This window comes from Fictibacillus tiangongensis (genome assembly GCF_048083785.1).
Taxonomy (GTDB): Bacteria; Bacillota; Bacilli; order Bacillales; family Fictibacillaceae; genus Fictibacillus.
The window spans coordinates 3,393,567-3,406,789 of record NZ_CP182294.1; the positions used below are offsets into that span (position 1 = coordinate 3,393,567).

Annotated in this window: 15 protein-coding genes; 2 read left to right on the forward strand and 13 right to left on the reverse strand. The window is 42.0% G+C overall.

What is annotated here, in order from left to right; all coding sequences use genetic code 11:
* Positions 1 to 11: 11 nt before the first annotated feature.
* The 8 genes from hisIE to ACNJYY_RS18095 are packed head-to-tail and all read right to left on the reverse strand — an operon-like array spanning position 12 to position 6,471.
* Positions 12 to 656: a bifunctional phosphoribosyl-AMP cyclohydrolase/phosphoribosyl-ATP diphosphatase HisIE gene (hisIE, locus tag ACNJYY_RS18060; protein WP_416729513.1), complete on the reverse strand. Its 645-nt coding sequence runs from the start codon at positions 654 to 656 to the stop codon at positions 12 to 14.
* Positions 653 to 1,411, reverse strand: a complete 759-nt coding sequence (hisF, locus tag ACNJYY_RS18065; RefSeq protein ID WP_416729514.1) for an imidazole glycerol phosphate synthase subunit HisF — start codon at positions 1,409 to 1,411, stop codon at positions 653 to 655. Before hisF ends, hisIE begins: the two co-directional genes overlap by 4 nt.
* Positions 1,411 to 2,142, reverse strand: coding sequence for a 1-(5-phosphoribosyl)-5-[(5-phosphoribosylamino)methylideneamino]imidazole-4-carboxamide isomerase (hisA, locus tag ACNJYY_RS18070; protein ID WP_416729515.1), 732 nt, complete (start codon positions 2,140 to 2,142; stop codon positions 1,411 to 1,413). The genes hisF and hisA overlap by 1 nt, the downstream gene beginning before the upstream one ends.
* Positions 2,139 to 2,780 (reverse strand): imidazole glycerol phosphate synthase subunit HisH, encoded by a 642-nt coding sequence (gene hisH, locus ACNJYY_RS18075; protein ID WP_416729516.1) that lies wholly within the window; start codon positions 2,778 to 2,780, stop codon positions 2,139 to 2,141. Before hisH ends, hisA begins: the two co-directional genes overlap by 4 nt.
* Entirely contained in the window at positions 2,781 to 3,377 is a 597-nt protein-coding gene (gene hisB / locus ACNJYY_RS18080) for an imidazoleglycerol-phosphate dehydratase HisB (protein WP_225218687.1), read from the reverse strand.
* Positions 3,378 to 4,649 (reverse strand): histidinol dehydrogenase, encoded by a 1,272-nt coding sequence (hisD, locus tag ACNJYY_RS18085; protein WP_416729517.1) that lies wholly within the window; start codon positions 4,647 to 4,649, stop codon positions 3,378 to 3,380.
* Positions 4,646 to 5,290, reverse strand: coding sequence for an ATP phosphoribosyltransferase (hisG, locus tag ACNJYY_RS18090; RefSeq protein WP_191752284.1), 645 nt, complete (start codon positions 5,288 to 5,290; stop codon positions 4,646 to 4,648). The genes hisD and hisG overlap by 4 nt, the downstream gene beginning before the upstream one ends.
* Entirely contained in the window at positions 5,287 to 6,471 is a 1,185-nt protein-coding gene (locus ACNJYY_RS18095) for an ATP phosphoribosyltransferase regulatory subunit (RefSeq protein WP_416729518.1), read from the reverse strand. Before ACNJYY_RS18095 ends, hisG begins: the two co-directional genes overlap by 4 nt.
* A gap of 262 nt (positions 6,472 to 6,733) precedes the next feature.
* Between ACNJYY_RS18095 and cax the strand changes: the two genes are divergently transcribed.
* Positions 6,734 to 7,789 carry a calcium/proton exchanger gene (gene cax / locus ACNJYY_RS18100; RefSeq protein ID WP_416729519.1) on the forward strand — a complete coding sequence of 352 codons (1,056 nt, stop codon included), beginning with the start codon at positions 6,734 to 6,736 and terminating at the stop codon, positions 7,787 to 7,789.
* 145 nt (positions 7,790 to 7,934) lie between these two features.
* A complete protein-coding gene (locus ACNJYY_RS18105; protein WP_416729520.1) occupies positions 7,935 to 8,957 on the forward strand; it encodes a redoxin domain-containing protein in 1,023 nt (340 codons plus the stop codon).
* A 209-nt stretch (positions 8,958 to 9,166) separates the two neighbouring features.
* Here the strand turns inward: ACNJYY_RS18105 and ACNJYY_RS18110 are convergent, their stop codons facing one another.
* The 5 genes from ACNJYY_RS18110 to ACNJYY_RS18130 all read right to left on the reverse strand — a co-directional run bounded on the left by ACNJYY_RS18110 (position 9,167) and on the right by ACNJYY_RS18130 (position 13,201).
* Positions 9,167 to 9,709, reverse strand: coding sequence for a histidine phosphatase family protein (locus ACNJYY_RS18110; protein WP_416729521.1), 543 nt, complete (start codon positions 9,707 to 9,709; stop codon positions 9,167 to 9,169).
* Positions 9,710 to 9,731: 22 nt separating this feature from the next.
* Complete coding sequence (locus ACNJYY_RS18115) at positions 9,732 to 10,193, reverse strand: SRPBCC family protein (protein WP_416729522.1); 462 nt, start codon at positions 10,191 to 10,193, stop codon at positions 9,732 to 9,734.
* 76 nt (positions 10,194 to 10,269) lie between these two features.
* A complete protein-coding gene (locus ACNJYY_RS18120) occupies positions 10,270 to 10,578 on the reverse strand; it encodes a hypothetical protein (RefSeq protein ID WP_416729523.1) in 309 nt (102 codons plus the stop codon).
* A gap of 151 nt (positions 10,579 to 10,729) precedes the next feature.
* On the reverse strand, positions 10,730 to 12,199 hold the full coding sequence (putP, locus tag ACNJYY_RS18125) for a sodium/proline symporter PutP (protein WP_416729524.1): 1,470 nt from the start codon (positions 12,197 to 12,199) through the stop codon (positions 10,730 to 10,732).
* 411 nt (positions 12,200 to 12,610) lie between these two features.
* Positions 12,611 to 13,201, reverse strand: coding sequence for a hypothetical protein (locus ACNJYY_RS18130; RefSeq protein WP_416729525.1), 591 nt, complete (start codon positions 13,199 to 13,201; stop codon positions 12,611 to 12,613).
* Between the last annotated feature and the right edge of the window lie 22 nt (positions 13,202 to 13,223).

Sequence of the window (13,223 nt, forward strand, 5' to 3'; positions counted from 1 at the left end):
AGATAAACATCTCAGTTGTCCTTTTTTGTATGTCTTTCTTTTAATGTAGCTAAAATCTCGTCTAAAGGTACCTTTTGCTCCTGCAACAGGACTAAAACATGATAGAAAAGATCAGAAACTTCCCATTTCAGTTCTTCCGCATCACGATTTTTTGCAGCGATGATCACTTCGCCAGCTTCTTCTCCAACTTTCTTCAAAATCTTATCGACTCCATGTTCAAAAAGGTAGGTTGTGTAAGCTCCTTCTGGCATCTCATGTTCGCGTTTCGCGATAATCTCTTGAAGTTCTGTCAGAATTCTATAACGATCAGGATTTGGTGCATCAACTCTCTCATCCACCTCAAAAAGCGTTTCTGAAAAGCAGCTATATGTGCCCGTGTGACAAGCTGGACCTTTTGGCTCTACAAGTATGACCAAAGCGTCTTGGTCACAATCATAGCGGATACTCCTAACTTTTTGTGTATTTCCAGATGTTTCACCTTTGTGCCATAATTCCTGGCGTGATCTTGATAAGAATACCGTTTCACCAATTTCGATCGTTTTTTGTAGCGATTCTCGGTTCATATAGGCGACCGTAAGTACCTCTTTTGATTGAATATCCTGGACTACGGCAGGAATTAGTCCTTTTTCATCAAATTTCAGTTTTTCTAAATTCATCGAACAGACACCCCTAACTTTCGCAAATCTGCTTTTACCTCTGTGATCGATGTTTCTTTATAATGAAAAATACTTGCAGCAAGTGCAGCGTCCGCTTTTCCGATCGTGAATGCATCATTAAAATGCTCTGACGAACCTGCTCCGCCTGACGCGATAACAGGAACGGTTACTGCCTCACTCACGGCTTTCGTTAGCTCCAGGTTGAATCCAGACTTTTCTCCATCTTTATCCATGCTGGTCAATAGAATTTCTCCAGCACCACGATTTACTGCCTCTCGCGCCCATTCAGTCACTTCCCATTGAGTGGGCTTGCGACCTCCATGGGTATACACGCGCCATGATTTTAACTCTTCGTCATACTTTGCATCGATTGCCACTACGATGCATTGAGCGCCAAAATAATCCGATCCTTCTGTGATTAATTCTGGTCGTAAAACCGCTGCAGTATTTACAGAAACTTTGTCAGCTCCAGCGCGTAGTACACGTTTCATGTCTTGGAGTTTATTGATACCGCCACCAACTGTAAAAGGAATCGCGAGTTCTGCTGCTACTCGTTCAACAACTTCAACCATCGTGTCCCGTCCTTCGTGACTAGCAGAGATATCAAGAAACACTAACTCGTCTGCTCCTTCTTCATCATAAAATCGAGCCAGTTCAACAGGGTCACCAGCATCGACTAAGTTAAGAAACTGAATTCCTTTAACTACTCTGCCTTCCTTAACGTCTAGACATGGAATGATTCTTTTCGTAAGCATTACTTCACACTTCCTAACGCTTCTGGCAGAGTGAATCGATCTGTATAAAGAGCTTTACCTATGATCGCACCTGCGATGTTACGTTCATCTGCTTTTAAACGAACAAGATCATCAATTGAGCTTACACCACCTGAGGCGATCACTTCTTTTCCAGTAATGCTCGCTAATTCTCCGATCGCTTCAACGTTTGGTCCCTGCAGCATACCGTCTTTTGAGATATCAGTGAAAATAAACGTCTCTGCACCTTCTTCTACTAATCTTTTCGCTAGATCAACAGCTTTGATGTGAGACGTCTCAAGCCATCCTTCAGTAGCTACAAATCCATCACGAGCATCAAGTCCGATCGCCACCTTTGAACCGCCGTATCGCTGTAACGCTTCTCGAACAAATTCGGGATTCGAAGCAGCAGCACTTCCTAAGATCACACGATCGACACCAGCATCTAGATAAAATGAAACGTCTTCCATCGAACGGATACCTCCACCGATTTGGACCTTTGCGGATAGTTCTTTTGCAACACGTAATACGTGCTCGTGATTAATCTTCTTCCCGTCTTTCGCGCCATCAAGATCTACCATGTGAATCCATTCTGCACCTTGATCTGCAAACTGTTTTGCCATATCAAAAGGAGAATCTCCATAGATCGTTTCTTGCTCATAATCACCTTGCATCAACCTAACGCATTTTCCATTACGCATGTCGATCGCCGGATACAATACAAATTCGTTCATCTTTGTTTTCCCTCCTCAACAAAACGGCAAAAGTTTTGCAGCATGCTCATGCCCGTCACCGAACTTTTTTCAGGGTGAAACTGGGTCCCCATGATTCTGCCGCTTCCAACTACAGCTGGAACTTCTACGTCTTCGTAATGAGCGACCGCGGCAAGCACCTCTTTATTTTCAGTCTGTACAACAAAGGAATGGACGAAATAAACATATCCTTCGTCGATACCTTCGACTAACGGCTGATCACTCTGTAAAAAGTTCAGATCGTTCCATCCCATGTGCGGCACTTTATAAGATCGTCCGTCACTTGTTATGCCTGTAAAACGCTCTACTCTACCAGGAAGGAGTCCAAGTCCTTTCGTTATTCCGTTCTCGCTGCTTTCATCGAATAGCAGCTGCATGCCTAAACAGATTCCCATCAATGGCTTTCCATTCTTAGCTTCATTTTTTATAAAATCAGCGAGTCTGGTCTTCTCAAGCTCCGACATCGCATCTTTAAATGAACCTACTCCTGGTAGCAATAGTCCATCTGTTTTATGAAGTTCCTCTGGATTACCTGAAAGAATGTAAGGCTGATTGATTCTTTTTAGAGCCGAACAGACAGAATGCAGATTGCCCATTCCATAGTCAATGATTCCGATCATCTATAACATTCCTTTCGTAGAAGGCACTCCTTTTACCCGTGGGTCGATCTGTGTGGCTTCATCTAATGCTTTTGTAAAAGCTTTAAAGATCGCTTCGATGATATGGTGTGTGTTCGTGCCATAATGAACAATCACGTGAAGATTCATTCTCGCCTCTAACGCGAGCTTCCAGAAGAATTCATGGACGAGTTCTGTATCAAACGTTCCTACTTTCTGACTTGGAAATTCTGCACGAAATTCAAGGTGAGGACGATTGGAGAGATCGATTACGACTTGAGCCAATGTCTCATCCATCGGTACGAACGCATTGCCGTATCGCTTGATTCCTCGCTTGTCACCTAAAGCTCCCTGAATCGCTTGGCCAAGGCAGATCCCAACGTCTTCTGTTGTGTGGTGATCATCGATCTCCACATCTCCCGCAGCGTTAACCGTGAGATCAAAATGTCCGTGACGTGCGATCGCATCTAGCATGTGGTTTAAGAATGGGACAGGCGTTTGAATATCAGCTTGTCCTTCTCCATCAATATTTAGAGATAAGCTGATCTGGGTCTCTTTTGTATTTCTTTCGATCGTATGTTGTCGCACTTGATTTTCCATCTACTTGTCCTCCAGTCGAACATCAATTGCTCTCGCATGTGCTTCAAGTCCCTCTAGGCGAGCAAATGCTGATATTTTCTCTCCGTTTTCTTTTAGTGCTTGTTCACTATATCGAATCACACTTGATTTTTTTGTAAAATCATCTACGTTAAGCGGACTTGAAAAGCGCGCTGTTCCACTTGTCGGAAGAACATGATTGCTTCCTGCAAAATAATCCCCAACAGGCTCTGAACTGTATTCTCCAAGAAAAATCGCACCTGCATGCTTTATTTTTCCGAGAAGACTCATCGGATCTTTCGTCATGATCTCAAGGTGTTCAGGTGCGATCTGATTGATCACATCTGCTCCCTCTTCAACCGAATTCACGATATATATGACTCCATGATCTCGAATTGCTTCTATCGCGATGTCTCTTCTTGGAAGTTCAGCGAGTTGTGACTCAACTTCCGTCGCAACTTCCTCAGCTAACACTTTTGACGTTGTAACCAGTACAGCTGCAGATCTCGAATCGTGTTCAGCTTGTGATAATAAGTCGGCTGCAATATAACGAGCGTTCGCTGTCTCATCCGCAAGAACGGCGATTTCGCTCGGACCTGCGATCATATCAATATCACACACGCCAAAAACTTCGCGTTTTGCGAGCGCAACGAATATGTTACCTGGACCAACGATCTTATCTGTCTTCGGAACTGATTCCGTTCCATATGCCAGTGCACCGATCGCCTGTGCGCCACCGATTTTAAACATGCGTTTAACTCCGGCAATTGAAGCGGCCGCCAGCACAGCAGAAGGAAGTTTTCCATCTTTTCCTGGTGGTGACACAAGGACGATCTCCTCTACGCCTGCAACAACTGCCGGTATGACGCCCATCAATACAGAAGACGGGTAAGCGGCTGTTCCGCCGGGTACATAAACACCTACTGAATCAAGCGGCGTTACTTTTTGACCTAATAATGTTCCGTCTTCACGTGTGAAAAACCATGACTGTCGGCGTTGCTTTTCATGATATTCACGAATATTGTCTGCTGCTTCTGAAATGATTTCTACCAAATTAGGATCAAGGGAAGAAATTGCTTCATCTATTTCGTACTGTGTCACTTCAAGCGATGAAAGTGATACACCATCAAAAGTTTTTGTATATTCAAAAAGAGCCTCATCCCCCCTTGATTTCACGTTTTGTAAAATATCAAGAACGGCTTTTCTTTGAATCTCCGTATTTTGTTCAACACTTCTCTCTAAGTTTTTAAGTTCAGTGACGGGTACTATTTTCATCGAACATCCTCCTTGCTCTCGACCAGTGTTCGAAGCCGTTCAACTAGATCATTGATGCGTGCTGCATGCAGTCTATAGCTAGCAGGATTCACGATCAACCTCGACGTAATATCAGCTATTTTTTCAAGTTCCACAAGACCGTTTTCTTTCAATGTCCTCCCCGTCGAAACGATATCAACGATTCGATCTGCTAACCCAATGAGTGGAGCAAGCTCGATCGATCCGTTTAATTTGATCACTTCTACTTGCTGACCCTGCTCTCTAAAATAATGAGATGCAACATTCGGATATTTTGACGCAATCTTTGGTGCAACTCTCTGATCATGTCCGTTCGGAAGTCCTGCAACTGCGAGGTAGCATTCTGAGATTTTCAGGTCAAGCACTTCGTAAACATCACGCTCTTCTTCAAGCATCACATCTTTTCCAGCGATTCCGATATCCGCTACACCATGCTCCACATAAGTCGGAACATCCATCGGTTTTGCCAGAATAAACCGAAGACCCGCTTCTGGTGCATCGATGATTAATTTTCTCGATTCATCAAACTCAGGAGGCAGTGGATATCCAGCTTGTCTAAGAAGATCGACTGCTTCTTCAAATATTCGTCCTTTAGGCATCGCCATCGTTAAGACCGTACTCATGAAAAGTCCTCTCCTTGCTGTGTTCCGATTAAATAATGAACATCATCAAATCGTTTGCTGAATTCATCTATATTTTTTACTCCGGATAGATTCTGCATCACTACACGCTTGCCCTCATTGCGCTTGTTTCTTGCCAGCTTTAGCGCTTCTTTTCTTCGCTCATTCGTGTACAGAATGCATTCTCTCTCTGTATCATCTTTTTTCTTTCCTAACGCTTCTACAAAATAGTCCATGCGAATCGCAAAACCGATTGCCGGTGCTTTTCGATCAAAACGACTGAGCAGATCGTCATAACGTCCACCGCTTGCGATCGGTGCCCCGATTCCTGCACCGTACCCTTCAAACACAATTCCCGTGTAATAATTCATATGACTGAACAGCGTAAAATCAAAGACAATGTTTTGTGCCGCATCGTAATCTTCTAAGAGGTCGTACAGATCTTTTAATTCTTGTAAGGTCTGCTGTCCTCTTCTGTTCGGGTTTAATGAAGAAGCTTCATCTAGTACTTCAATCCCGCCTCTTAAATCCAACAATTTTAATAATCGCTGTGTATCTATAGAAGAAAGAGGCAGTTTTTTCACATGTGAGGTGTAACCTACATAATTTTTTTCGTTTAAATAACGCAACAGATCTGCTGCTCGATCATCATTTCCTAAAATTTCAGAAAGAAGTTCTTGCACAAATCCGATATGTCCGACAGCCACAGTAAATGAAGCAATTTCGCTCTTTCTAAACACTTCAGACATAAGAGCTAGTGCTTCAGCTTCAGCGCTTGCTGTACCTTCACCAATCAATTCGATACCTACTTGTTCGAATTCGGCCGGCCGTCCTCCTTCACGCTGTTGCGCTCTGAAAACGGGAGAACTGTACGCGAGGCGAAGCGGGTAAGCTACCTGCTTCATGCTTGATGACACGACCCTTGCGATCGGGGCTGTCATATCTGGCCTCAAAACCAATGTTTTTCCTTCCATATCAAGCAGCTTGAACAGTTGCTGATCTAAAATTGCCGAAGCTTCACCGACTGTATCGTGATATTCCAAAGTAGGAGTTTGAATGAATTGATAACCCCAAGACTCCATCTCTTGTTTCATTCTATTTTTTATATCTTCATTATTTTGATAGAAGGCAGGAAGTGTATCGCGCATACCTGCTGGTTTTTCAAAGACAAACGGTTTTGACATGATCCTTCATCCTTTATTTTTGAAATGAATAGATTAAGTTTAGTTTTAATGAATAAAAGCTTGGTGAGAAAGCAAAATTTCAATATAACACTTTAGTTCGCTAATATACTACCATGATAAAGATTTAGTAGTTAGTCTACACGTCCTTGTCGAAACTGTCAACCAATTCACACAAAATCTTGTTTCCTTATTCAGAGTTAAGAATACAGATTTCAGGGAATAGTATGTAAAAATAAAATACATAGAAGGGATGGAATGCGTCTTGTTTAATCGCATCTTTTTTATTTCCATCATCATAGGCGTACCGCTATCCGTTATCGGCAGCATCTTACATTGGCCTGCTGTACTACTTTTTGTAATCTATTGTGCAACGATCATCGCACTAGCCGGTTATATGGGACGCGCCACGGAAAGCTTAGCTATCATTGCCGGTCCAAGAATTGGCGGTTTGCTCAACGCCACGTTCGGTAATGCGGTCGAGCTCATCATTTCAATCTTTGCTTTAAAGGCCGGACTTATAAGTGTAGTATTAGCGTCTTTAACAGGTTCTGTACTCGGAAATCTTTTACTAGTCGGAGGTTTGTCATTTTTCATAGGCGGATTAAAATATAAACAACAAAAGTTCAACGTTTATGATGCACGGCATAACGCGGGTCTACTGATATTCGCTGTTGTAGTCGCTTTTGTTTTCCCTGAGGTCTTTTCTTATAAACTGAACGACGACGATTCACTCACCTTAAGTGTATGGGTCTCTGTCATCATGATCATTCTTTATGTGGCTGCACTTCTGTTCAAGCTTGTTACTCACCGGGGTGTCTATCAATCAGAACACGATGTGGCTCATGGTGATGAATCAGCAGAATGGAGTAAATGGAAAGCTCTTACCGTCCTAGCTCTAGCTACTCTTGCTGTTGCATATGTTTCTGAAAAGCTCGTCCATACATTTGAAGAAGTAGGAAGAACACTTGGCTGGAGTGAAGTTTTCATCGGAATCATCATCGTTGCCATCGTCGGAAACGCAGCTGAGCATGCTTCAGCGATCATCATGGCTTATAAGAATAAGATGAATGTTGCCGTAGAGATCGCCATCGGCTCAACGCTACAGATCGCGATGTTTGTCGCGCCATTGCTTGTATTGGTATCTTTGTTTTTTGAAAAATCGATGGCACTCGTCTTTACACTTCCTGAACTTGTAGCGATGGTACTCGCAGTATTCTTAACGATCGCGTTAACAAGTGATGGCGATACGAACTGGTTTGAAGGGCTCACCCTCCTTGCAGCTTACTTGATCATGGGAGTTGGGTTTTATCTTTTATAAAGGCTGTAAAGAAATGTAGTATAGGACCAGTGCAGGGAGAAATCCTTCACTGGTTTTTTTATATGAAACAAGCAAATTAGGAATAAAAAAGGCTAGAGTTTGATAAAGTTTAGAATAGAGGACAAGTTTAAGGTGGGTGTTACTGATGGCGGATTATATAACGTTCGGATCTTTTTCTGTAAAGATGGTTTGGCTAGCCATTTTAGGATCTGCATTGATCGCGTATGGCATATTGTATGTAAAAGTAAGAGAAGAAACTGACAAAAAGCATCTGTTAGACGTATTGAGTAATGCGGTAGGAATTTTTCTATTGGTTTGGAAGTTCAGTTATGCTGTTCTACATCCCCTACTGATCATTGAACACCCGTCAAGTATCTTGTATTTTAATGGAGGAGAAACAGGAATCGTTCTAGGAATCATCTGTTCAATCCTTTATATTCTTGGGGCTGCGAGTAAGCGTGAGCTTGATAGAAGCAGAGTATTTTATATCGGTATATTAGGGTTAACTTTATACTTCGCTGCTTATTATGGTGCGCATTTTGCGTCGACTACACTCCTAGCTGATGGGTTGGTCTCCTTGTTCTTTTCGATCTTGTCCCTTTACTTATATACGAAAGGTTCGTTTGAGATCAGAAAAACCGTTCTGTCTATGTTAGTCACTGCACTATTCTTTTCCGTTCTAACAAATTCCCCGCTCAGTGGACAGAAAACAAGTGATGAATCCGTAGAGGCAGCATCCTACGGTATCAAAAAAGGTGACCGTGCACCGAATTTTGAATTAAAAACGATTGAAGGCGAAACCGTAAAGTTATCAGATCTCAAAGGAAAGGTCGTATTCGTAAACCTGTGGGCAACATGGTGTCCACCTTGTCGTGCGGAAATGCCGGAAATGGTACGTTTCTATAGAGACCACTCTTCTAAGAAAGTGGAAATCTTAGCTGTAAACTTAACAGACAGCGACTCCGAGAAGGAAGTAAAAAAGTTTGCGCAAACGTACAAGCTGAACTTCCCCGTTCTATTAGATCCTGACGGTAAAGTCGGAAATACGTACAAAACGGTCACGATTCCGACTACTTTTATTATTAATAAAAAAGGAATCATCGTGCAAAAACATATCGGTCCGATGAGCTACGATATGATGGAAGAATTTTATAAGAATGCTCAATAAATGAAGGTTCTACGAAAGAAAACTGGCTACATTCCCTGTTCGTGTGGGGGTGTCAGCCAGTTTTCTTACGATACATAGTTGTAGAAGTGCAAAATTTCACGGTAATCTTTTTTTTATTCACGGTAATGAACATTATATTCACGGATAGCATACATAATTTCACGGATAAAATTATTTATCCGATTTTCGACACACCTCGACAGCCCCACCTAGATCTTCTCAAACAAATAGAGCTTCGCGTTTTCGGGTCTGCCTAATCTTGGTCCTTTGAATCCTCTCTTGATCAGTTCTTTTCTCATGAACATCATGAGTCCACCATGACTTACGATTAATGCATTTTCTTTGTTTTCTTCTAGTATGCGGTCAACGATCTTTGAAACACGCATTTCTACATCTGTTCTACGCTCAAGCTGTGATTTGTGGTTAAAGAACCATGCTGTTCGGATGCAAAGAGGATATAGAATCATCGGAATCTTAATGTCTCTTTTAAAAAATGGATAGACAGGAATCTCACGAAGATCATCCGTTCTGATCAGCTCACCTCTGTAAATCTTCCCTGCTGTATATTCTGCACGACGAACGGTGCTCGAATAGCAGGTGTTCCAATTGATCCCGCTTAGGTCAACGTTTGTTTCTTCTACATCAGAAGCTTCGTATTCTTTGAGCCACTGATCAAATTCAGATGGCGTGATCCATTTTTCAGTCGGATAGCCTCGTTTGACTTTGAAATGACGTACCATTCCTATCTTCATCACTGTTCACCGCTTTCTATCTTTATGTATGGTGCGTATTTTCTGCGATCTCTTTTAGCGCTCTCGCCCGTCCTACTAAAAAATTCGTCATGTATTTTTCGAGGAACAACCAATCTGCTAACCTTCCAATCACGCCAAACGGAGATCTATAATGAAAATGATCCACCATAATGGTGCCGTTCTTCTTCGGTTCGAAAGTATGGGTATGTACGAATGAATGGAAAGCACCTTTCACCATCACATCTACAAACATATGCGGCCTCTCCATCTCAATAATTTTTGCAGTCAGCCTTTGTTTTACGCCAAGATGAACGGCCTCCCACGTTACATGATCGCCCTTTTCCATATAACCTGACGTTATTCCGCCGACCGCTCTTTCTCTTGTATGAGAGGTCGTTTCAGTATGTATATCTACGTTTCGAGCAAGATCAAAGCAGACTTCTGCAGAAGCATGTACAAATTCTCGATGTATAATAATAGGCATATAACGATGACTCACTTTCTAAGGATGTAATAATACAACACCTCAAGTAATGAGGTGTTCAACAGAATATGATTCTTTAATTATTCTCTGCATAGAATAAAATTCCTTCCCTAACATGCTCACTGTAGAACGAGAGCAATTCAAGTATTGAATAATAGTTTCTATAGTCTTCCGTGATTCCGAACATATCTTTTATATACAGTGTTCCGAGCTGTTCTTTTTTATCGTATAGAATCAATCCGTAAACATCTCTTAACGTAAAGATTACCGGGCATCCCTTATATAATTCACGAACAAACTGCTCTGTGCTGTCGATCGGTTGTAATGAATTTTCCGGATAAAGCGATCCTAAGAACCAAAGCTTTACTCTATCTTTTATCCTCATATCCGTCACCCCGCATAGTCCATCATATGCAGGAGCAGCTATTCTGCGTGACAGCGTTAAACAGTTGTTTAAGATGCTTTTACTCGTCTCAACAAAAAAACTGACCAATATCAGCACAGAGTCTGCTATTGGTCAGTCCATATCCCCACTATTAACTTACTAATCTTTTCGTTTCTTCAAACTCTTCTTGAATACTTGCACTTGGTTCTTTTGTCATCAAGCTAACTACTACGATCGTTAGTGTACATGCGATGAATCCTGGAATGATCTCATATACATCAGCCATAGCCGGGATGAGTTCCCAAACAATAACAGTAACAGCTCCTACAACGATACCCGCAAAAGCAGACCATTTTGTCATGCGTTTCCAATATAGACTCAGCAATACGACCGGACCGAATGCTGCACCAAACCCAGCCCAAGCATAACCTACAAGATTTAGGATCGTTTCGCTCGGATTAAGAGCCATCACAAATGCAATGACCGCTACAGCTAAAACTGCCAATCGTCCTACTAACACGAGTTCCTTATCAGATGCAGAACGTTTTACGAATGCTTTGTAAAAGTCTTCTGTTAAAGCACTAGATGTTACGAGCAACTGAGATGAGATCGTACTCATAACTGCCGCTAAGATCGCAGCAAGCAAGAATCCTGTAATGATCGGGTGGAACAATACTTCAGATAGTATGATAAATACCGTTTCAGCTTTTGCTTCCCCTAGTGGAGCACCTGCTTGGTTGAAATAAGCAATTCCAACAAGACCTGTGAACATTGCTCCAACGATGGAGAAGACCATCCAACCCATTCCGATTCGTCTTGCGCTCTTCATCTCTTTTACAGACGAGATCGCCATAAAACGAACGATGATATGCGGCTGGCCGAAGTATCCTAATCCCCATGCCAATAAGGAGATGATACCGATCAAGCTTGTACCTGTAAAGGCATCAAGCAGGGTCGGACTGATGCTTTCGATCTCGTTAAACGAAGCATCCCATCCGCCAACTTTTAGAATCGCAACGAATGGTACAAGGATCAACGCTACAAACATGATCGCTCCTTGTACGAAATCTGTATAACTTACCGCTAAGAAACCGCCGAATAAAGTATAAATAATAACTACTCCAGCTGTAAGCAAGATACCCCACATGTAATTCAAACCAAACGCTGTCTCGAACAATTGTCCGCCCGCAACCATTCCTGATGAAGAATAGAACGTAAAGAAAATCACGATAACTAACGCTGACGTAATACGCAGTATGCGAGAAGTATCTTTGAATCGGTTCTCAAAATAATCTGGAATCGTAATCGAGTTGTTCGCTACTTCCGTATACGTTCGTAAACGCGGTGCCACAAACAGCCAGTTCAGATACGCTCCTGCACATAGTCCAATCACGATCCATCCAGCACTTAAACCAGATACGTACATGGCACCCGGAAGACCCATCAACAGCCATCCACTCATATCTGATGCACCCGCACTCAGTGCAGTAACAGCTGGTCCAAGATTTCTTCCGCCAAGCATGTAATCGGTAAGGTTATCAGTCTTTCGGTACGCATAAAGCCCGATCAGCACCATCCCGATCATGTACACACTAATTGAAAAAATAACTCCATAATCCATATTCAGATTTCCTCCTGCCTTTTCTTGTTGTAAAAACGCTTTCAATATTTTTAAAATTAAAAAAAGGAACATTTTTATTATAAAGACATTTTTCGACAAAAGGAATAGATTTTTTTTGGAAAGACTTCTAGTAATGGAGATTGTTAGCTGCCAAAACAAAGTGGCATGGCACATACGGACTTATCAATCCAGAAGTTTTGGTGCTGAATCCAAAAGTTTCTGCATTCAATCCAGAAGTTTTGGTGCTCAATCCACGAGTTTTGGCTGTTTATCCACGAGTCTGCAATCCTCGACAAATTTCGCTGTGTGTTAATAGCCGCTAACCTTCATACACCCTATCCCCCACTCCCTTCACACAACAAAAAAACTGGTACCCATTCATAAGACGATTGGGCGCCAGTTTTAACTACTTTATAATTTTTTTCGTCTTAAACGTTTGACCTTTACAAATTGATTCGTAAATAGATCCAGCTCTTCGTCTCGGTAGATGTAGAAGAACCTATGGTGATGACCATCTTTCATCTCGGCCAGATCACACTTCATATACTCATCGAGTTCCTGTCGTGTCAGTTCGACCGTATACATCTTGCCATGACTCGGTATATCCAGTTGGATCTCTTCTAAAAAATGGAGTTCTTTAAATAAATAAATAGAAGTATCAAGGAGAAATTCACAGATTAAATCTTCTGTTCCAAAGTAGTGTTGAAAATGTTCGTGTGTAAACGCAATATGAGGTACGTTACGTTTGTAAGTAGAATAGTCGCCATAAAAAACCAGCTTTGCACGTTTGCTTTGAAGTTCGTAATGCTTAACAAGGCCATGACCTTTCATTTTTGACACAGCAGTCCGGAAACGGTAGGTGTCTCGAGCAGCCAGTTGTTCGGCCTTATTTTGAGGATGAGATGCTTTCGGTGCATGCTGAGACTGACAGTTGTCTTCAACGAGGTGTCCAATTTTAAACGTGTTTTTCATAAATACGATCGAGAATGATTTCCTTCTCATAGTATGCGCCTCCAGCTTTCGC